The 19,643-nt window shown below is 71.4% G+C and carries 23 protein-coding genes and 1 pseudogene; 12 read left to right on the plus strand and 12 right to left on the minus strand.

The window, feature by feature from the left end:
• The 3 genes and pseudogenes from EAO72_RS15670 to EAO72_RS15680 form a co-directional block, all read right to left on the minus strand.
• A pseudogene (locus tag EAO72_RS15670) lies at positions 1–725 on the minus strand (alpha/beta hydrolase); the annotation flags it as partial.
• Positions 722–985 (minus strand): hypothetical protein, encoded by a 264-nt coding sequence (locus EAO72_RS15675; protein WP_148017955.1) that lies wholly within the window; start codon positions 983–985, stop codon positions 722–724. The gene EAO72_RS15675 and the pseudogene EAO72_RS15670, both read right to left, overlap by 4 nt.
• 402 nt (positions 986–1,387) lie before the next feature.
• Positions 1,388–3,124, minus strand: a complete 1,737-nt coding sequence (locus tag EAO72_RS15680; RefSeq protein WP_261991494.1) for a hypothetical protein — start codon at positions 3,122–3,124, stop codon at positions 1,388–1,390.
• Between the two features lie 254 nt (positions 3,125–3,378).
• Between EAO72_RS15680 and EAO72_RS15685 the strand changes: the two genes are divergently transcribed.
• Complete coding sequence (locus EAO72_RS15685) at positions 3,379–4,626, plus strand: low temperature requirement protein A (protein WP_148017956.1); 1,248 nt, start codon at positions 3,379–3,381, stop codon at positions 4,624–4,626.
• A 12-nt stretch (positions 4,627–4,638) separates the two neighbouring features.
• On the opposite strand, the gene EAO72_RS15690 is transcribed toward EAO72_RS15685, so the two are convergent.
• On the minus strand, positions 4,639–5,835 hold the full coding sequence (locus tag EAO72_RS15690) for a hypothetical protein (RefSeq protein ID WP_410090347.1): 1,197 nt from the start codon (positions 5,833–5,835) through the stop codon (positions 4,639–4,641).
• A 284-nt stretch (positions 5,836–6,119) separates the two neighbouring features.
• On the opposite strand from EAO72_RS15690, the gene EAO72_RS15695 reads away from it, so the two are divergent.
• The gene (locus EAO72_RS15695; protein WP_148017957.1) at positions 6,120–6,893 is read left to right on the plus strand and encodes a DUF4232 domain-containing protein; all 774 of its coding nucleotides are present in this window, start codon (positions 6,120–6,122) and stop codon (positions 6,891–6,893) included.
• 144 nt (positions 6,894–7,037) lie between these two features.
• On the opposite strand, the gene EAO72_RS15700 is transcribed toward EAO72_RS15695, so the two are convergent.
• From EAO72_RS15700 to EAO72_RS15715, 4 genes are all read right to left on the minus strand, one after another.
• Positions 7,038–7,454 (minus strand): VOC family protein, encoded by a 417-nt coding sequence (locus EAO72_RS15700; protein ID WP_148017958.1) that lies wholly within the window; start codon positions 7,452–7,454, stop codon positions 7,038–7,040.
• Between the two features lie 85 nt (positions 7,455–7,539).
• A complete protein-coding gene (locus EAO72_RS15705; protein WP_148017976.1) occupies positions 7,540–8,472 on the minus strand; it encodes an alpha/beta hydrolase family protein in 933 nt (310 codons plus the stop codon).
• A gap of 271 nt (positions 8,473–8,743) precedes the next feature.
• Entirely contained in the window at positions 8,744–9,136 is a 393-nt protein-coding gene (locus EAO72_RS15710) for a helix-turn-helix domain-containing protein (protein ID WP_148017959.1), read from the minus strand.
• Between the two features lie 156 nt (positions 9,137–9,292).
• Positions 9,293–9,676, minus strand: a complete 384-nt coding sequence (locus EAO72_RS15715; protein ID WP_148017960.1) for a winged helix-turn-helix transcriptional regulator — start codon at positions 9,674–9,676, stop codon at positions 9,293–9,295.
• A 101-nt stretch (positions 9,677–9,777) separates the two neighbouring features.
• Between EAO72_RS15715 and EAO72_RS15720 the strand changes: the two genes are divergently transcribed.
• A complete protein-coding gene (locus EAO72_RS15720; protein WP_148017961.1) occupies positions 9,778–10,179 on the plus strand; it encodes a RidA family protein in 402 nt (133 codons plus the stop codon).
• 71 nt (positions 10,180–10,250) lie between these two features.
• On the opposite strand, the gene EAO72_RS15725 is transcribed toward EAO72_RS15720, so the two are convergent.
• Positions 10,251–10,679 (minus strand): ATP-binding protein, encoded by a 429-nt coding sequence (locus EAO72_RS15725; protein ID WP_148017962.1) that lies wholly within the window; start codon positions 10,677–10,679, stop codon positions 10,251–10,253.
• 218 nt (positions 10,680–10,897) lie between these two features.
• Between EAO72_RS15725 and EAO72_RS15730 the strand changes: the two genes are divergently transcribed.
• From EAO72_RS15730 to EAO72_RS15755, 6 genes are all read left to right on the plus strand, one after another.
• Positions 10,898–11,749, plus strand: a complete 852-nt coding sequence (locus EAO72_RS15730) for a Scr1 family TA system antitoxin-like transcriptional regulator (RefSeq protein ID WP_148017977.1) — start codon at positions 10,898–10,900, stop codon at positions 11,747–11,749.
• Positions 11,750–11,760: 11 nt separating this feature from the next.
• Positions 11,761–11,952 carry a DUF397 domain-containing protein gene (locus tag EAO72_RS15735; RefSeq protein ID WP_148017963.1) on the plus strand — a complete coding sequence of 64 codons (192 nt, stop codon included), beginning with the start codon at positions 11,761–11,763 and terminating at the stop codon, positions 11,950–11,952.
• Positions 11,945–12,157, plus strand: coding sequence for a DUF397 domain-containing protein (locus tag EAO72_RS15740; protein ID WP_148017964.1), 213 nt, complete (start codon positions 11,945–11,947; stop codon positions 12,155–12,157). Before EAO72_RS15735 ends, EAO72_RS15740 begins: the two co-directional genes overlap by 8 nt.
• Positions 12,158–12,220: 63 nt before the next feature.
• Entirely contained in the window at positions 12,221–12,652 is a 432-nt protein-coding gene (locus EAO72_RS15745; RefSeq protein ID WP_148017965.1) for a hypothetical protein, read from the plus strand.
• Positions 12,653–12,813: 161 nt separating this feature from the next.
• The gene (locus EAO72_RS15750) at positions 12,814–13,365 is read left to right on the plus strand and encodes a hypothetical protein (protein ID WP_148017966.1); all 552 of its coding nucleotides are present in this window, start codon (positions 12,814–12,816) and stop codon (positions 13,363–13,365) included.
• A gap of 382 nt (positions 13,366–13,747) precedes the next feature.
• Positions 13,748–14,146, plus strand: a complete 399-nt coding sequence (locus EAO72_RS15755) for an alpha/beta fold hydrolase (RefSeq protein ID WP_410090349.1) — start codon at positions 13,748–13,750, stop codon at positions 14,144–14,146.
• Positions 14,147–14,184: 38 nt separating this feature from the next.
• Here the strand turns inward: EAO72_RS15755 and EAO72_RS15760 are convergent, their stop codons facing one another.
• Positions 14,185–15,216, minus strand: a complete 1,032-nt coding sequence (locus EAO72_RS15760) for a saccharopine dehydrogenase family protein (RefSeq protein WP_148017968.1) — start codon at positions 15,214–15,216, stop codon at positions 14,185–14,187.
• A gap of 100 nt (positions 15,217–15,316) precedes the next feature.
• Between EAO72_RS15760 and EAO72_RS15765 the strand changes: the two genes are divergently transcribed.
• The 3 genes from EAO72_RS15765 to EAO72_RS15775 all read left to right on the plus strand — a co-directional run bounded on the left by EAO72_RS15765 (position 15,317) and on the right by EAO72_RS15775 (position 17,629).
• Positions 15,317–16,264: a GlxA family transcriptional regulator gene (locus EAO72_RS15765; protein ID WP_148017969.1), complete on the plus strand. Its 948-nt coding sequence runs from the start codon at positions 15,317–15,319 to the stop codon at positions 16,262–16,264.
• 75 nt (positions 16,265–16,339) lie between these two features.
• Positions 16,340–17,077, plus strand: a complete 738-nt coding sequence (locus tag EAO72_RS15770) for a hypothetical protein (RefSeq protein ID WP_148017970.1) — start codon at positions 16,340–16,342, stop codon at positions 17,075–17,077.
• Between the two features lie 156 nt (positions 17,078–17,233).
• Positions 17,234–17,629 (plus strand): GNAT family N-acetyltransferase, encoded by a 396-nt coding sequence (locus tag EAO72_RS15775; protein ID WP_187285067.1) that lies wholly within the window; start codon positions 17,234–17,236, stop codon positions 17,627–17,629.
• Positions 17,630–17,653: 24 nt separating this feature from the next.
• Here the strand turns inward: EAO72_RS15775 and EAO72_RS15780 are convergent, their stop codons facing one another.
• Together EAO72_RS15780 and EAO72_RS15785 are read right to left on the minus strand one after the other, a co-directional pair.
• Positions 17,654–18,487, minus strand: coding sequence for an NAD(P)H-binding protein (locus EAO72_RS15780; protein ID WP_148017972.1), 834 nt, complete (start codon positions 18,485–18,487; stop codon positions 17,654–17,656).
• A 199-nt stretch (positions 18,488–18,686) separates the two neighbouring features.
• Positions 18,687–19,430: a dienelactone hydrolase family protein gene (locus EAO72_RS15785; RefSeq protein WP_148017973.1), complete on the minus strand. Its 744-nt coding sequence runs from the start codon at positions 19,428–19,430 to the stop codon at positions 18,687–18,689.
• Between the last annotated feature and the right edge of the window lie 213 nt (positions 19,431–19,643).

The following is a 19,643-nucleotide window of genomic DNA, read 5'->3' on the forward strand; positions in this document are numbered from 1 at the left end:
CACGCCCCCCGCGCCGCCGGGCTCGCGTCGTACGGGATGCCCGACTTCAGGTACCCCCCAGCCACGTTCCGGACCACCGCCGCGTCGCCCGCAGCGTCCGTCCACGTCCGGTCCGGGACCTTCAGGCCCTCCTCCGCCTTCAGCTTGCGCAGGATCCTGGCGAACCGCCAGTCGACCTCGGCCGCCGTCCGCACCGCCTTCGCCACCCGGTCAGCGATGTCCTGCGCCTTGGCCGTGTTGGGGTTCGGGGCCACCAGCCCCGACGGCGCCAGCAGCCCCGGCGCACCCTTCGCCGACGCCGTTCCGCCCGCCAGCGGCTTCCCGTCGACCAGGCCCTCCCCCGCCTCCGGATACGTCACCGACCCGTCCGCGTGCACGGTGAACCTCAGCGCCTGCGCATCCTCCAACGCCTCCCGCAGCGCCCGCTGCTGAGCCTTCATCTCGTGCGCGAGGCTGTTCAGCGTCGTACGGACGAGGCCGCACTCCGTGTACACGTACTGCAGGTTCCGGCTCAGCTGCCGTAACCGCCCCACTGCCGCGTCCGCCGCCGCGCCCTGCTGCGTCTCGCGCAATCCGTTCAGCAACTGCTTCTCGATCCGGTCCCGCCCGGCATCGGCCCGGTTGCTCGCCCTGCCCCAGCCGTCGGCCGCACCCTCCAGCTCGGAGCAGTTCAGGTCCCGTAACTGCGCCCAGGTCAGCTCGGATGACCCCGCCCCCGCGGTCATCGCTCGACCCCGCGCGTCCGCCTCGCCACCGGAGCGAAGGACGACTTCACCGTCTCGTTCGTCTCGCCCTGTGCCCGGGCGACCGCCCGCAGGTTGCCGGCCAGCGCACCGCACTCACGGCGCGCCGTCTCGAAGCGCCGCTCCCACGACTCGCGTACGGCACCCAGCTCGGCCAGCGCGCTCAGGCCGACCGTCCCCGCGAGCAGCCCCTCGTGCGCGGTCGCCAGCTCCGTCCGCACCGGGCCGAGATGTACGCCCATCCCCTCCGCACCCCCCGCAGCCYGCAGCCACGCCCCGTCGCTGTGCCTCAACTGGTCGCCGCCCGTGGAACCGCCCCCGCCACCCGCCAGATCACTCAGCCTCTGCCGCACACCGCTCACCGCTCACCACTCCCCACTCACCCCGGTCCTTGATCGTGGAGCGGCACTGTGCCAAACCCGGCATCCCCGACACGCCGCGCTTCCGGGCGTACGGAAGCCCGGAAGCTGCCTCCTCCCCCAGCGCCCGGCGGCCCACCGGCWGATCGCCKCCGGACGGAGATCACCCGAACGGTGGACCAGCCACGGACCGGCCACGCACCAGCCGCGGATCAGCCGCCGACCAGCCGTGGACCCGCCCACGGCCCATCGGCAGACCAGCAGCACGCGCGGCAGACCGGCCCGCTACGCCCCGTACGTCCTCGGATCCTCCGACGCCAGCCGGCGCAACGCGTCGGCCGCACGGTCCTCGGGCAGGGTTCCGTCCTCCTGGACGCACCACATGAAGTACTCCGGCGAGCCGTCGTCCCCCGCGTACCGCAGGCACAACACCGTCTGGTCCAGGTCACTGAACGCCGTGCCGGCCCAGCCCAGTTCCACGCCCCAGCGGGTGAGCAGCTCCGGCCGGTCACGCAGTCCGGCGGCGATCAGCCGGGCGGTCCTGCGGGCCGGCCAGGTCCACGTGTGGTCGTTCTCGGCACGACGGACCTCGGCGTCGTACGCGGCCGCGTCGAAGCGCAGTTCCGGGATCTCACGCACATGCAGCGCGGACGGCGGCGGGGGCGGGCACCGCCAGTCGGACCACACCACCTCGCCGCGGGCCCGCCGGATCGTGACGTACAGCGCACCGCAACAGCCCTCGGAGCAGTACGCCTCCGCGAGCTCCACCTCCCGAGGTTCCTCCGTGGCCCGCAGCCGGCCGCTGTCCAGCAGCCATTCCGGGCTGTGCACGGTCCCCCGCCCGAAGACCGCCGGCACCAGAGGGCGGCCGTCGACCACGATGCGGGCCTCGACGGTGCCCGGGTCGAGGGGATCACGTTCGGCGACGTCGATCCGCAGCCCTTCCACCGGTCCGGCCGGGCCACGCGCCAACTGCCGCCGGGCCCGCCGCGCCCACTCGGTACGCCGCCGCACGCCCCCGGGCTCCGCCTCCTCGTCCACGACCGTCCGCCATGCGGGCCGGTCCAGGACGGCGACCAGCTCCGCGACCACGGCCTCCCGCCGCCCCGGCCCGCCCCAGTCGTGCAGCACGCCGGTCCCGCTGGAGAGCTCCTGGGCCGCTGACAGCAGCAAGGCGTAGTGGTCAAGGGTGGGCTCCAGGTGACGGGCGGCGGCCCGCGCCATGGCCTCGTACGCGCGAACGGCCTCCTGATAGGAGAGGATCTCCGGACTCGAGTCACGTACACAGGTCATCCGGAACAACAACCAGGCCGCCTGTACGACCAGTTCGGCGGCCCCTACCCGCGGTGTGCCGACCGGCCCCGAGGAGCCCGCGTCCGCCTCGTCGAGCTCCAGCAACCGCTCCAGTCGCGCAGCCTCCGCCACCCGCCGGGCGTTCTCGGGCCCGATCGTCCGCGGCAGCGCGACCAGCCGCTCCCGCACATCGGCGTCATACCCCGCACCGAGCGCACCGAGCAGCCTGCTCAGTTCGGGCTTCGGCGCCTCGTTCCGCAGGTGGATCAGGGCCGCGGCCCGCCTGTCGAGGGTGTCGAGCGTGTGGATGACCGGGCGTACGAGGTCCCGCAGCAGCGCCAGCGACTTCAGACACGGCACGTCCTCCGGCTCTCCGAGCCGGGTCAGCAGAGCGAGCCCGACGCAGACGGACCGGACGCTGCGTCCCGTACGAACCAGGCACCGAGCGAGCGCACGTGCCCGCGCCTCGTTCTCCAGCGACAGCCCGCTCACGATCAGGTGAATGCTGTGGTGCCGGACCGGTGGATCCATGGCGGCCAAACGCCGTTGCAGTTCCTCCGCGGCCGCGGAGGCGTCCGGTTCCACCAGCAACGAGGTGAGCGCGTCGGTCAGCTCGGCCCGGATCTGCCGCCGGCTGCGGTGGGCCCGCTTCGTCGGTGGGGTGCGATCGGGCGGTGCCGCGTACTCCAGGGACCACGGGCCTTCGGGCTCGGCCAGCTGGACGGACATCGCGCACCGGTACAGCGACGACCGGGAAGTGAGCGCTCCGCGCTCTTCCGGGGCGCTCAACGGATGGGGTGGTTCTCGATTCCGTACGTCATGCGGCGGAGTCTGGCAGGACCCCGGCTGCCGCGCCAGCGGATTACCTCACCGCCGACGCCCCACGCCCCACGCCCGACGCCCGACGCCCGGCCACGACACCCTGGCCACGCTCCCTCCCGGCCGGAACACAGGAAGCCGGAACACAGGAAGAATGCGCCCCCATGAGCTCTTCGCAACCCTCCCCGCTCTCCCCCGCCTCCTGGCACCGGCCCATGGTCGCCCGTCTGTCCGACGAACAGCACCGCACCGCGACCATGCTGGAGCTGTTCTTCGACCTCTGCTTCGTCACGGCCGTGGCCCAGGCGGCGACGGCGTTCGAACACGAACTCGCGGAAGGACACATCGGCCACGGCGTCCTCGGCTACGCGATGGTGTTCTTCGCGATCTGGTGGGCCTGGATGAACTTCACCTGGTTCGCCTCCGCCTACGACACCGACGACGTGCCCTACCGGCTGCTCACCCTCGTCCAGATCACCGGCGCCCTCGTCCTCGCCGCCGGGGCCTCACAGGCCTTGCAGCACGAGGACTTCACGGTCATCACCTGGGGCTACGTGATCATGCGGCTCGCCATGGTCACCCAGTGGCTGCGGGCCGCCCGGTCCGACCCCGAGCGGCGTTCCACGTGTCTGCGCTACGCCGTGGGGATCTTCGTCGTACAGGTCGGCTGGGTCGTGCGTCTGACGCTGCCCGAGGACACCGGCCTCGTCACGTTCGGCATCCTGGTCCTGGCCGAGATCGCCGTACCCGCCTGGGCGGAACGCTCGGCCACCACCACCTGGCATCCGCACCACATCGCCGAGCGGTATGGCCTGTTCACCCTGATCGTGCTGGGCGAGTCCATCACCGCGGCCACCGGAGCCGTACACGCCGCGCTCGACTCCCACACGGCACTCGGCGACCTCGCCGCCCTGGTCGTCGGCGGCATTCTGACCGTCTTCGCCCTGTGGTGGCTCTACTTCGCGCGGAGTGCGCGCGTGCACGACCGGCTCACCACCCTGCGCATGGCACTTCTGTGGGGTTACGGCCACTACCTGGTCTTCGCGTCCGCGGCGGCGGTCGGCGCCGGTCTCGCGGTCAACGTGGCCCACACGACCGGCCACGGACACCTCTCCGACCGGTCCGCGGCGGCGGTCTACACCATCCCGGTCGCCGTCTTCGTGACCCTCGTCTGGCTGCTGCACCACCGCACCGGCAGCCTGGGCCGCACGGCCGACGTGCTCCATCCCGTCGCGGTCCTCGCCGTCCTGGCCGCCACGTTCGCGCCGTCCCCGGTCCTCGTCACGGGCATCATCACGGCGCTCCTCATCGCCGCGACGCTGGTCCTCTCCGCGCGGAACACGGCACGGGGCGAGACGGACGAAGGCACGCCTCCAGCCTCCGAGGCCCTCCGTACACCGCCGGTTTCCTGAGCCCGGCGCGGCTCAGCGTGTGCTGCGTGCCGCCGCCGACTGCCCCGGCAGCACGATGCCCTGTGCCTGGGCGGCCTTCCCGGGGCGCAGGGTCCACGGCACCGGAGAGGTCTCGGTCAGCCAGCCGTCGGAGACGATCCCGCTCACGACGAGGCCGCGCAACGAGCGCGAGAGCTTCTTCCAGCCCAGCCCCTTGCACAACTGTCCGTACGAAGGCCCGTGCCCGTGCTCCGCGCGGAAGGCCACGGTGAACTCGGCCGCCTCCCGGCCGCACTCGGGATGTGCTTCCCGCCATGTGCCGTGGTCGTTCGCGGCGGGCCGGGGTGCGGGGACGGGCGAGGGTGCGGACATGAACGCCTTCGCGACGCGCCCGAAGGAGGGCCGGCAGAGCGTGCACTGCTCCACGGACTCCACGTGCCGCAGCAGCGCCGGACTGATCCCGGACTTCCACTCCGCCCACTGGGCCGGGGTGACCTCCTCGAGTTCGGCCGCGGCCGCCGCCTCCCGCGCCACCCTGCGCGCCGCCTCCTCGGCCGCGAGCTCCGCGACCTCCTCAGGGGTACGGAACAGGCCGGCGAGGTGCCGGACCGCCGGGCCGAGCCGGTAGGTCCGCCCGGAGATCTCGGCCAGGAACCCCTTCTCGATGAGGACGGGCACCGCCGGGTAGCAGGCGACGGGCAGCTCGTCGGGTGCCTCGCCGAGGAGTTCGTCGGTGCAGTACGCGGCCAGGAACAGCGCGGCGAGCCGCGCGGCCGGCGAGGCCTTCTTGACCGGCTTCGCCATGCGCGTACGCATGGCCCATCCCGAGACCTTCGACCGCGTGCCCTTGCCCAGGGGCAGCACGTGCTCCGGGCCCGGCGCCATCTCCGGTACGACGATCCCGGCGGGCTTGTCCGGGTCCCCGTGGAGCAGCGAGTCGGGCACCTGCCAGCCGGCGGCGGCCAGTTCACCCACCGCCCCCGCCGGATCGTCCAGCCGCAGCGACCGCAGGTCCGTACCCGTGAGGTTCCCGATCCCGGCCCGCGCGGCCCGGATCGCCACCACGACGGCGAGAAGTTGCGCATCGACGGTGGTCAGCGGCAGTCGGCTCACGTACGAAAGGAGCTCACGCGCCGCCTCCCCCTGCCGTGGCGTCAGCAGAAACGGCTGGGGCACGGGCGGCGGAGGCGGCACAGCGGCGGTCTCGTCCGAAAAGGCAGGCTTGGGCACATCACATCTAACGGTGATCACACCGCGGAAGTCACGCGTGACGTGGGCCACATCACCCCGGCTGCGGCCGAGCGTACCGAACAGGGCCTCGCGACCGGGGCCGCACGCGGGTGGATGCCGCCATTCCGGGCACGTCAGCAGGACGTCAGCCGAGCGTTAGCAGAACATGAGCGGCGGGCGGGAGGCTTCACATGTCAGCAGGTCAGGAGGGGGTGCGGTTCGCCGCAAGTTCCGGGCCTCGGCAGCACCTCCACACTCGACCGTCACACACTCGGGGAATCCACATGCGTACGATCCACTCCCGCAAGCGCACCGCCGCCCTCGGCGCAGCCGTCACCGCCGTGCTCGCCCTGGCTCTCACCGCCTGCAGCGGGGACGGCGGCGGCACCAAGTCGGCCGGCCCGGCGGACAACGCCGCGAAGAGCGCCGCCTCGGCGGGCGCCTCGCAGCAGTCCGGCTCCGACGGCTCCTCGGACTCCTCCGGCACCGCGACGACCGGCGGCTCCGCGGAGAAGGTCACCTCCAGCACGGGCACGTCCAAGAGCGGTGCCACCAAGACCGGCACGACCACCGGCGGCAACACCAGCGACAGCTACGCCTACAAGCACCCGTGCACGAGCGAGAACCTTTCGGTGCGCGTGTACGCCCGTGAGGGCTCGGCCACCCAGCAGGTGATCGAGGTCAACAACACCGGCGCGAACGCGTGCGGTCTGAGCTACTTCCCGCGGGTCAGCCTGGGCAGCGCGAGCGCCCAGGACCACAGCGGTGACGTCACCCCGCTGGTCCCGGGCGGCCTGGGCGGCGCCCCCGCCTACCCGGTCAAGCCGAAGACCGCCGCCATCGCGGTGATCGACCTCAACCCGAGCGGCGCGGACGGCGCCCTGACCTGGATCAACGAGCTGAACGTGCTGGCCGACGGCGACCACATGCCCAACGCGGAGCAGCTCAACTTCCCGCTCGGCCCCGACGTGAAGGTCCTCGACCCGAAGCTGGGCCTGTACAGCGGCACGATCGCCGATGCGGTGAGCTCCATGAAGCAGGCCGACTCGAAGTCCTGACCCCAGCCGGAACCCACCCCCGCGAGCCTCCTGACGAACGCCCCACCGGCGGCCCGTCAGGGGGCTCTCGGCCGTTCGGCCAGAGGCCCGGCCATCCGTCAGGTGAGCGGGGAGACCGGGGAGACGGACTCTCCCCTCCTCCTGTCAGCCGGCGGTCTTCGGCTGCGTGAAGCGGATGCGGTTGCCGAACGGGTCCCGGAGACCGCAGTCCGTGCCGTAGGGACGCTCGGTGGGCTTCTCGATGAACTCGACGCCCTGGGCACGCAGCGTCTCGTACGTCTTGTGGCAGTCGTCCGTGGTGAGGATGACCCAGCCGCCCATCGCGCCCTTCGTCACCAGGTCGCGGACCTGCGCCGCCGTCTCCTCGGACATCGCCGGAGCGCCCGGCTTCTCCAGGAGGATCTGCCGTTCCGGATGGCCCGGGACACTGACGGCCAGCCAGCGCATGGATCCGAGGTCGACATCGGCGGCCACCTCCAGCCCGAGCTTGCCGACGTAGAAGTCGAGGGCCGCGTCCTGGTCGAGGACGTACATCTGCGAGTGCGTGATGGCGTTGAACATGACGTCCACGCTACGACCCCGGCGCCCCGAAAACTTATCCGTAACTGCTCAATCGGCACGGGCTCCTGCCGCGGGGAGCAGCGGCCTACTTGGACACGACCCGTCCCACCGCGTCGGGGCCGGTCGTCAGCGCCTCGGAGGTGGTCCGCCACGCCGGATCGCCGGGGTGCAGCCGGGTCCGGAGGTAGGCGGCGCTGAGCCGGGCCACGGCGGCCACGCGTGCAGGGCTCTCGTCGGTGGTCTCGGCGGCGTCGTATCCGGCGATCCCGCCGAGCCCGTGCTCCGCGTCGAACAGGGTGAGCAGGTCCTTGGGCCCGGGGGCGAGGGTGTAGGGGTCGGCGTGCCACTCCGGTCCCATGTCCGTGAAGTGCCGGGAGTCGTCCTTGTCCCCCGCGACCACCAGCGCGGGTGCGGCCATGGTGGAGAAGTCGACGCCACCGATGATCGGCCACTGCCCGGCCATGGGCCCGTTGAAGACCTCGCCGCCCCGGCCGGGCGCGGCAAGCAGGACGCCGGCCTTGATCCGGGGCTCGACGAGGCGCACCACGTTGCCGGTGGCGGGGTCGGTGAGCCCGGCACCCAGGAGAAGGGCTGCGGTGAAGCCGCCGAGCGAGTGTCCGGCGAGGCCGATGCTGCCGTGGTCGATCCGCCCGGCAAGCTGCGGCACGGCGTTCTCGATCACGTCGAGCCGGTCGAGGATGTGCGTCATGTCCTCGGCGCGGGAACGCCAGAAGTCGGGAGCTCCGGGGGCGTCGGCTACGAGGTGGCTCAGCGTCCTGGACGTGAGGTGGGTGGGCTGGAGGACGACGAATCCGTGGGCGGCCCAGAAGTCGGCCAGCGGGGCGTAGCCGTTGAGCGAGGAGAGGTTGTTCGAGGGGCCGTGGCCGTGGGAGAGGAGGAGGACCGGAAGTGCGGTTCCGGTCACGGGTGCGGAGACGCGCACCTGGAGATCGACGGGGCGGCCCGGCACGGAGAGGGTCACGGGACTGACGGACAGGACGGGGGCGGGCGAGCCCAAGGCGTCGAGAGCGGGTCCGCTCTCGCTGGTGGACGCGGATGCGGATGCAGATGCGGATGCGGATGCGGATGTGCTCACGGGGAGGGCTCCTTCTCGATGGCACCGACCGCGCACGGGTCTCTTTCGACCGGCGGCGGACATGGTGGTCAGGGGCGTCCCGCGTGGTCGGCCAACCAAAACGGAACGTCGCTCCACTTAGTATCCGGAACACTGCTCCGCTTTGTCAATCGACCGGAGGCCGCACCCGCCCCACGCCTCGCTCCAGCCCCGATCAGCCACTCGGTCGCGTCCACGCCATCGTGAAGCAGGTAGGAACCCCCGTGACCACCGCTTCCTTCCGGTACACCCTCGGCGACCGGCCGACGATCTCCCGGAACGTACGACTGAAGGTCCCCGTACTCCCGAAGCCGACCTCGAAGCAGATGTCCGTCACGCTCCGGTCGGTCTCCCGCAGCAGGAACATCGCCCGCTCGACCCGGCGCCGCTGAAGGTAGCGGTGCGGCGTCTCGCCGAACGTGTCCCGGAAGGTGCGCGAGAAGTGCGCCTCGGAGACATGCGCGATCCGCGCGAGAGCCGGCACGTCGAGCGGCTGGGAGTACGCCCGGTCCATCGCGTCCCGGGCCCGCAGCATGCGCCGGTTGGAGTCCTCGGAAGCCCGGCTCATCGCACGGCCCTTTCGTCTACTGCGCCCCCAACTCGCGGGTGTCGCACGAATGAAACAGGCACATATTCACCATCCCCCTGTTCCGTGGAGGAGTGGGGAGCCAAGTGACCAGGGCGGCAGCGGCCGCCCGGACGCGAGGGCACCGACCCGCGCACGTCAGGTGTCGAAGCGGCCGCGTGCGCTCTCGATATGGCCGAGGTGCTGTTGGGTCCAGTCACAGATGACATCGACCGCGGCGCGCAGGGCCCGCCCCGGCCCGGTAAGGGTGTACTCGACGCGTGGCGGCACGGTGGGGTACACCTTCCGGTCGACCAGGCCGTTGCGCTCGAGCATGCGCAGGTTCTGAGTGAGCATCTTGTGGCTGACACCCTCGACCTCGTCGCGCAACTCGCTGAAGCGCAGGGTGCCCTCGCCGAGCGCCTCGATGATCAGGAGCGCCCATTTGTTGGCGACGTCCGAGAAGATCTCCCGCGCCAGGGAGTCCGCCCGCCGCAGGTCGGCATCCTCGGGCAGGCCCTTGAGCAGTTGCTTGGTCACCATAAGGTTCCTCAGTCACCGAAAAGTGCGTTCTTCCAGGTCAGCCGCCACTCTCCTACAGTTCCTGAGTAACCACAAGAGAGCGAAGCGGGAGCGAGAACACCATGGCCACCCTTGATTCCTTCAGCTTTGACGTGCCGGCCGAGAACGACTTCGGCTACTCGCAGGCGATCAGGTCCGGCGAGCTGATCCACGTCTCCGGACAGGTCTCGTTCGATGACGCGGGCGAGTTCCTTCACCCGGGCGACTTCGCCGCCCAGCTCGAACAGACCTACGCCAACATGGACCGGATCCTGGACCACTACGGCGCCACCCGGAAGCAGATCGTCTCGCAGACCCTGTACTTGGTGAACCTGCGCCAGAACGGCGCAACAACGATGGCGGGCAATCTGCGGTATTTCGGTGACCACCGCCCGGCCAGCACGGTTCTGGGCATCACCGAACTGACCCTGCCCGGCCAGCTCGTCGAGATCAGCTTCGTCATCGACACGAAACTGCCCGCATGAGGTGAGGGCCGAAGACCCCGGCCGGGCCGGTGGGCCTGCGTCACGGAGACTCGTCCCCCCGGACCGTACGGTTAGCCGGCACATTCCACCCAGAGCATCTTCCCTCCCTGCCCGGGCAGCCCGCCGCGCATCGGGTAGCCGCCCCAGCTCTCCGCGTAGAGCGTGACGAGGTACAGCCCCCGCCCGCGCTCGGCCAGTTCCTGCGGAGCCTGCGCGCTCCACTGGAAGGGGGCGGGGATGTGGGGTTCGGTGTCCCAGACCCCGAGCCGGATCCGGCTGCGGCCGGCGTCGCGGATACGGAGGGAGTACGGCCCCGAGGAGTGCCGGTAGGCGTTGGTGACGAGTTCGCTCGCCAACAGTTCGGCCGTTTCGGTGAGTTCGGGCATGCCGTGGGCGCGGAGCACGTTGCGGAGCGTGGCACGGGCGACCCCGGGAGCCCGGGGATCCTGCGGGAGTTGGAGGGTGTACGTCCAGGGCGGCGCTACGGTGGCCGTGGGCATGGAGTTCTCCGATCACGAGGGACGGCGAAGCGTGGATGAGGTGTGCTGCGGTGCCCGGTGACGAGGCCGCTCCGTCGAGCGGGGTGCTTCCGGGCGGGTGGCCTGAGACGGAGATTAGACGGTCGCAAAGATTCTTTGCATCAATGAACCAGAATCCTTGCGCTGAACCACTCGTGTGAGTGACCCATCAACGGGATGTATTGCAAGGGGAGTTCGATATGGCAGGCAGGGCCGCCCCCACCGCACGCCGCGCACGGCTCGGCGCCGAACTGCGCAAACTTCGAGAGCGCGCCGGTATGACCACCACGCAGGCCGCCGACCTCCTCGGCACGAGTTCAGGGCAGCTCAGCAACATAGAAGTCGCACGCTTCGGGGTCAGTGCCGATCGCGTACGGGTCGCGGCCCATACGTACTCCTGCACCGACCAAGCGCTCGTCGAGGCGCTCGTGTCCATGACGACCGACCGCAAGCGCGGCTGGTGGGAGGAGTACCGCGAGATCCTGCCGCCCAAGCTGCTCGATCTGGCCGAGATCGAACACCACGGCACCAGCTTGCACGCGGCGCACAGCATCCACATTCCCGGCCTGCTCCAGACCGTCGATCACGCTCGGGAGATCTACCGTCAAGCCGTTCCGGAACTGTCCCCGCCTGAAATCGAGCACCGGGTCTCGTACCGCATCAAGCGACAGGCCGTGCTCCACCGCTCGAACCCTTCGCCCTACCGGGCCGTCATTCACGAGGCCGCACTCCACATGAGGTTCGGCGGTGTGGAGGTTGCCGGCGGGCAGCTACAGCATCTGCTCAAGGTGAGCGAGCTCCCTCACACATCCATCCGCGTGATCCCTTTCGAAGCCACCTACTATCCGGGGTCGGGACAGTCCTTGTACTACGTGCACGGGCCAGTACCCGCCCTCGACACCGCACAACTCGATCAGTCCCACGGTCCTGTGTTCATCGACGCCGAAGCGCAACTCTCCCAGTACCGCCTCCTCCTGGAACGCCTCGAAGCGGCTTCCTTGAACGTCGTGAAGTCCCAGGACCTCATCCACAGGGTCGCCAAGGGCCTGTGAAAGGAGCCACGTTGTCCCAGCACACCTGGCAGAAGTCGTCGTACTGCGCACAGGGCGAAGCCTGCATTCACGTGGGCACCGACCGACGCGGATCAATAGGACTGACCGAATCGGGCGACCCCACCGGCGCGATACTCCGCACCACCCCCGCCGCCCTGCGCGCCCTCCTCCGCACGCTCAAGGAGGAGCACCCCCATGGCTGACACACTCACTTGGACCCGGGCCGCCCCCGAGGACGAACCCGGCCCCGGCCCCTGGATCGAGATCGCCTTCGGCGAGGGCGACGACCTCGTCCACCTGCGCGAGACCAGCGACCCCGAGAACGTCGTCACGACGACCCGGGCCAAGTGGGAGGCGTTCGCGAAGGGCGTCCGGGCGGGCGAGTTCGACCACTTCGTCACCGACTGAGCCCTGATCCCCCGCTACCGCCGGTCACTCGTGCGCGGCGGGACCCGGCGGTACCGTCCGTCCATGTCCCTGAGCCACCTCACCCTGTCGCCGCGCCGCGGCATCGCCCTGACCGAATTACGGCTGCGCTCGACCTACGGCGGCCTCATCGAGGGCGTCCCGACGAAGCAGGTCAACGAGCGGATCATCGCCCACCTCCTGCGCACCGCCGAAAGCTCCTACCCCGGCCGGCCCGTCCATCTCGTACCCCCCGAAGTCACCGCGCGAGGCGGGACCACCCGCCGCGGCGAGCCGATCGAGGACCTGCCGGCCGTCGCCTGCATCGGCGCGTTCGACTCGGGCGCGATCGACCCCGCCCACGACTCGGGCTGGTACTTCTCCGCACTCGTCGTCGTCTGGTTCCAGGACACCGCGGACACTCCGACGAACGACAACGACCCCGCCGGCCTGCGCAGCCTGGCATGGGACGAACTGGCCCGGGAATTCGAGGACTGAGGACCGCCACCCAGCCGGGCGGCGCATAGCCCCATACGGCGGGACGACCGCCGCTCCCCCGGACGGCGGAGGCATCCGGGGCCTCGCCTCCTCCCCGCACAGGCACCGAACTCACCTCGCGGGGCGATGAGACGAGCGGATACCCACGACAGGCTGACGTCATGCGACCGACACAGCGCACCCACGCCGCCCCGCCCGATACCGCCATCGCGTCGCCCGCCCCGCGCTGGGCCGTCCGCTGCGCACACCTGGCCGCCCTCGTGGTCCTTCCCACCGGCCTCTGGCGCATCGCGCTCGTCCTCGGCTTCCCGGCCGGCTACACGGCCGAGGGGTTCGAGGCCTTCGCAACCCCGGGCGCGAAGGCGTGGATGCTGTTCCTGAGCGTGGTCACCGAGTTGCTGGCGCTCCTGACCGTCGGCCTGGTGCGCCCGTGGGGCGAAGTGCTGCCGCGCTGGATCCCGCGCGTGGGCGGGCGTACGGTCCACCCCCTGGCCGCCACCGTGCCCGCGCTGACCGGAGCCGTCTGCCTCACCGCGCTGTGGGCGCCGATGGCGTGGTGGTGGACCTTCCCGCACGCCGACATGACCCATACCGGCCACACCGTCGTCGGTCTGCTGTACCAGCCGCTCATCCTCTGGGGCCCGTTGCTCGGCGCGGTCGCCGTGTCCTACTACCGTCGGCGTACGGGACGGCCATCCGTCCACCGGGCCTGAGCAGCGGCAAAAGGTGAAGGGAACGTTCCGCCGGGCCCCCCTCGTTACGGCGGCGGCCGTACACAACACCACCGCAGCCACCCGAGGAGCACCGTGCCCGAGTCGAACGCGCCGATGCAGGCGACGGCCGGCAGGTCCTCGATCGGCTCGCCGCGGCGGGTGGTCCCGCCTCGCGCGGTGACTTCGGGGGGTACGAGATGGACGGGCCGGCCGGGGTAGGAGCTTTCGGCGGTGCGCAGGAGGTGGGCGATGATCCGCTCGTTGACCTGCTTCGTCGGGAGCCCTGGACCGGGCCCTCGCCGGTGCGGCGGCGGTCATCAACTGCGCGGGTCCCTTCGCGCTGACCGGCGCCCCGGTCGTCGAGGCGGCCCTGCGGGCGGGGATTCCCTACGTCGACGTCGCGGCGGAGATCGAGGCGAACGTCGCGATGTTCGCCGACCACACGGAGGCGGCTCTGGATCCGTTCTTCTACGGCCGGTGGGACGAGGCGGCGCGCGACCATCACGCGGCGAGCCGGCCGGACAACCCGGACGCCGTGGCCCACTTCGGGGCCGAGGGCGCTTTCGACCCGCCGGCCACCCGTGCGGCGCTGGCAGCCTTCCGGTCGCCCGTCCTGCTGCTGGCGGGCGAGTTCGACCTGAACAGTCCGCCCCGCTCGGTGGCCGCCTTCGCCGGGCTGTTCCCCGACGCCACGCTCGTCGTGCAGGAGGGGGCGGGGCACTGTCCGTGGGTCGACGACGCCGATCGGTTCGTGGAGCTGGTGTCGGCGTTCCTGGCGTGAGCGTACGAAGGGGCGGGGCGGACGGGGTGTGCCCGCGCTCACCCCGGCAGGTCGACCGTCACGTGCGGGGCCAGCGCGCGCAGGAAGTCCGCCGCGTCGAACATCGCACCGGCCGAGGCCACGCCCGTGGTGCGGGTGCGGCCGGTCAGGATGCGGGCGACGGCCTCCACGGCCAGGGGCGCGGTGACCGCGTAGATGTCCTGGCCGCGTGTCGTGGCGCGGCGCTCGACGCCCTCCGTGCGGACCACGACATCGACGACGAACGTCTGGTCCGAGCGCCCCAGCGCGTCGACCGCCTCCGGTGCCGGGGTGTCCTCGCCCGCCAGGTCGCCCGCCGCCTCGACGGACATATGGGTGCGGACCTCCGGGACCTTCACATGGCTGGGCACCGTGACGACATCGGCCATGGTGAACTCCTCGATCACCGCGCGTCTGCCCAGCGGCTCGGGGAACAGCCACTCGCCCCGCGTCACTTCGTCCCGGTGGTAGCGCAGAGCGCCGTCCGTGAACCGCACCCGACGGCCCGCGCGACGGTCGTGGGACACCTGCCCCGCCTCCCGGGTGCCTGCCGTGGGACGCCAACTGCTCAGCCCGTACGCGACATCGACCGAGTCCGCGGCCGTCGCCCCGCCCGTCGCCGCGCTGACCAGCAGGTCGCCCAGTCCGCCGTAGAAGGCCATCGCGGGCACCACGTGCGTGCCCGATGCCAGGGCCGCCTCCGTGTGGTCGGCGAACATCGCGACGTTCGCCTCGATCTCCGCCGCGACGTCGACGTAGGGAATCCCCGCCCGCAGGGCCGCCTCGACGACCGGGGCGCCGGTCAGCGCGAAGGGACCCGCGCAGTTGATGACCGCCGCCGCACCGGCGAGGGCCCGGTCCAGGGCGGCCGGGTCGTCCACGTTCGCCGGCCGTACCTCCACCTCGCCCCACTCGGCCGCCAGCGCCTCCAGCCGGGCCGCGTTCCGGCCGGAGGCGACCGGGGTGAACCCGCGCCGCCGCAGCTCGGCGACGATGAAACGCCCGGTGTGCCCGGTCGCCCCGTAGACCACTACCGCAGCCCCTGTGTTCATGGTTCCCCGCTCGCTCTCGATGTGGTGAGGACTTCAGTCTCGGCGGGGACGGAGCACGACCGTGAGGGTCCGGACCGACAGCATGCGTACACTTTCGGACATGCCAACTGTCGCGCTGCTGGCCGCCGGTGACCTCCTGCACTTCGAACTGGGCGTGGCGTACGAGATCTTCGGCAACCCCCCGCGCGAGGCGACGGAGGGCTGGTACGACGTACAGCTCTGCGGGCCGGGCCCGGTGCGGGTCGGCCCGTTCACGGTCGAGCCCGACCACGGGCTGGACCGGGCGACGGCCGCCGACACCGTGATCGTGCCGGCGGGCGCCGACATCGACGTGCCCCCGCCCGCGGAGCTGGTCGAGGCCGTACGCGCGGCGCACGCGGCGGGTGCGCGGGTCGCCTCGCTGTGCACCGGGGCGTTCGTGCTCGGTGCCGCGGGCCTGCTGGACGGCCGGCGGGCCACCACCCACTGGGCCCACGCCGCCGAGCTGAGCGCCCGCCATCCGCTGGCCGAGGTCGACCCGGACGTCCTGTACACCGACAACGGCAGCGTCCTCACGTCCGCGGGCAAGGCCGCGGCCGTCGACCTCTGCCTGCACCTGATCCACCTCGACCACGGGGCGTCCGTCGCCAACTCGGTCGCCCGCCGCCTCGTCATGCAGCCGCACCGGCCGGGCGGCCAGGCCCAGTTCGCGTCCACCCCGGTGCGGGCCTCGGGCGACCACGCGCTCACCCAGTTGCTCGCCTGGGTCCAGCAACGGCTGGACCAGCCGCTGTCGGTGACCGACATGGCGCGGAAGGCGAACACGAGCCCGCGGCACCTCGGGCGGCAGTTCCGGTCGGTCATCGGGCAGACCCCGATCCAGTGGCTCCTGATCCAGCGGGTGCGCCGCGCCCAGGAGTTGCTGGAGGCGACCGACGACAGCATCGAGGCGGTCGCCGTCGCCACCGGCATGGGGACCGCCACGACGCTCCGGCGCCAGTTCAAGAAGATCGTCGGCGTCCCGCCGGACAGCTACCGGCGGGCCTTCCGCGGTGCGGGCCCGGCCTGACCCGGCCCGATCCGACCGGCCGGCCCGCCTGATCCGACTGCCTGGCGCACCGGAACGTCCATGCTAGGAAGAGGCATGGTTTACACGATCGAGCGGACCGACGCGCGTACCTGGCCGGATGAGCAGCTGAAGGAGCTCTTCAGCGAGGGCTTTCCGGCATTCATCAGCGCCGACCGCCTGGTGAAGGAGTACATAGGCAGGGTCGGTGAGTGGTTCGCCGGTCTGGACCTCACGCTGGTGGACGAGCGCGAGGTCCCGGTCGCGTCGGGCTGGGGCGTACCCATCCACTGGGACGGTCTGACCGAGACGCTCCCCAGCGGGTACACCCAGGCCCTCGTCCGCGCGGTCGAAGGCCGGGAGCGGGGGACCGAAGCCAACACGCTGGTCATCTGCGGAGCTGTCGTCACTCCGTCGCTCAAGGGGCGCGGGCTGGCGGGGGAGACGATCAAGGCTCTGCGCCGGACGGCCGGGGAGGCCGGCCTGGACCGGGTCATCGCGCCGGTCCGTCCGACGACGAAGGCCCGGTATCCGCTGACACCCATCGAGACGTTCATGCGCTGGAACCGTGAGGACGGCATGGCCCTCGACCCGTGGCTGCGGACCCATCAGCGTCTCGGTGCCGAGATCCTCGCGGCGGCGCCCGCGTCGCAGACGATGACCGGCACCGTCGCCGAGTGGGAGCGCTGGACGGGCCTGGCCCTTCCCGCATCGGGCGACTACGTGATTCCGGACGGCCTGAGCCTGCTCCGGATCGACCGGTCCGCAGACCAGGGCGTGTACCGGGAGCCCAACGTCTGGATGCGGCACAGCTGAGCGGGGCGCGCGGGCCGGGCCAACTCCACGACAAACGTGGCCCCTTCGATCCCATGCACATACCGCCGACGCCGACGCCGACGCCTATGCCGATGCCTATGTCCATGCCGATTCCGATTCCGGACGGCGTCGCGCCGGGGCACTATGATCCCGGGCGTGACGATCACGTACGAGTGGCGGGGTGACTTCGACAACACGGCGCTCGACGCGTTGCACGCCGAGGGTTTCGGCTCCCCGGTGACTCCGGCCGACTGGCGTGCACGGCTTGAGCGCCACAGCCTCGGCTGGGTCTGCGCCCGGCACGCCGGCTCGCTGGCCGGGTTCGTCAACGTGGCCTGGGACGGAGGAGCGCACGCCTTCGCCCTGGACACGGTGGTGGCCCGGCATCTCCGGTCGAGAGGGATCGGCGCGGGGCTGGTCGCCGTCGCCGCGGAGGAGGCCCGTGCCGCGAAGTGCGCGTGGCTGCACGTCGACTTCGAAGAGCATCTGCGGTCGTTCTACTTCGATGCCTGCGGCTTCCGGGAGACGGCGGCGGGCCTGATCGCCCTCTGACGGAGCACGGACACCGGCCGTGTCTCAGCGGAAGTACGCCGCGTTCTCCGCGACCCACTGCCGGAACGGCCGGGCCGGGGCCCCGGTGACCTGCGGAACCGTGTCGCGTACCGCCAGCAGCTCGTCGTTGACGTCTCCGCCCGTGACGTCGAGCACCGCGTCCGCGGCCTCCGCTCCGAAGACCGCGGCCATCCGGGCGTGGGCCTGTCGGCGGCTGATCTCGGCGAACGGCACCTCCCGGCCCAGGGCTGCCGCGATGGCCTCGGCCTGCTGACGGGCCGACACCGGTTCCGGGCCGGTCAGGGCGTATGTGCGCCCCCGGTGGCCGGGCTCGGTCAGCGCCACCCGTGCCACCGACGCGATGTCCGCGGGATGGATGGTCGGCAGTGCGGTGTCCGCGTACGGTGCGAGAACGGTCTCGCGCTCACGGACCGAGTCCGCCCACATCAGGGTGTTCGAGGCGAACTGGGTCGGCCGCAGGATCGTCCAGGCCGGGCCGCTCTCCTTGAGCAGCTGCTCCACCGCCAGGTTCTCCTGGGCGGGGACGAGGTGCGGATGCGTCAGGGCGGTGATCGAGGACACCAGCACCACGTGCCGCACGCCCGCCTGCCGCGCGGCTTCCAGGATGTCGGCGTCCGGCCCCAGACGCGATACGAGGAACAGTGCCCGCACCCCCTCCAGTGCGGCCGTCAGCGACGCAGGCTCCGCGAAGTCGCCCTGCACGGCCTCGACTCCTTCGGGGAAGGCGGCCTGCGCGGCGTGGCGGCTGAGCCCTCTCAGCGGTCCGGCGCCGTGTGCGTGCAGCTCCTTCAGCAGCGCGCTGCCGATGTTTCCGGTGGCTCCGGTCACGAGGATCATGAGCGTGTTCTCCCGTCGTCGGTGTTCAACCGAGAGAGACGCTAGAAGCTCAATGGCACTTCAGGTCAAGGCCGTTGAGCGCCGTGCCCCGGCCGGCCGGGAGGCCGGCCGGGGCACGGCGATTCCGCCCTCCGGCGGCAGCGCCTGGCGTCCGCCGGTATCGCCTACCGTCCGCCGGTGGCCCGGCGTCCGGGCCGCCTCACTTCAGATGCCGGATGAAGAACCTGGCCGCGTCGTCCCCGGCGAACTGCGGGACGCCGGTGTGACCCCCCATGTTGGCCTGCAGCGTCTTCTCCTCGGACCCGAAGGCGTCGAACAGGTCCAGGGCCGCCTGCCGGTCGTTTCCCTCGTCGTCCCACTGCAACAGGACATGGAGAGGAACGGTGACCCGGCGGGCCTCCTCGAACATGGAACGCGGCACAAGACTGCCGGCGAAGAGGCCGGCGGCCGCGATGCGCGGCTCGACCACCGCCAGCCGGATGCCGATGGAGATCACGCCCCCCGAATACCCGACCGGCCCGCCGATCCCGGGCAGCGACAGGAGGGCGTCCAGGGCCATCTGCCATTCCGGGACCGCCTGCTCGACCAGCGGGAGGACGAGCGCGTCGACGATCTCGTCGCTGACCGGCTCGCCGGCCTCCAACGCCCGGCGCAGGTCGGCGCGGGCCCCGTCCACGACGGGCAGGCGGGGCCGGTCGCCGCTTCCCGGGAGCTCGATGGTGGCCGTGGCGAAGCCTTGCGCCGCGGAGTGCCGGGCCCGGGCCGCCAGTCGCGGGTACATCCTGCCCAGTCCGAGCGGAGGGTGGCCGAGCAGGATCAGCGGTGCCGGTGAGGTGGACGAGGATGCCGACGCGGGCGTCCACAGGATGCCGGGGATCTCCCCGAGAGTGAATGCGCGTTCGAGGACGCCGTCGTCGAGGTGCTGTTCGGATGTGAACTGCATGGTCGTGCCTTTCGGGAGTGCTCGGATGCGGCGCTCCCGGACGACCTATCGCCCGACCATGACTCCGGAAGGGAGCACCCATGTCGTTATTGCGTTCACGGGTACCACCTCCTCGTTCTGTCGCACGGCCTCCGCGAGAGTAGCAGCGGGCCTCCGTGCTGCGTCAACGGGCTTTTTCACGGGCGCGCGGGCCGACGCACCGGACCCCCGCCC

Source organism: Streptomyces sp. OR43 (assembly GCF_008042275.1).
In the GTDB taxonomy this organism is placed as follows: Bacteria; Actinomycetota; Actinomycetes; order Streptomycetales; family Streptomycetaceae; genus Streptomyces.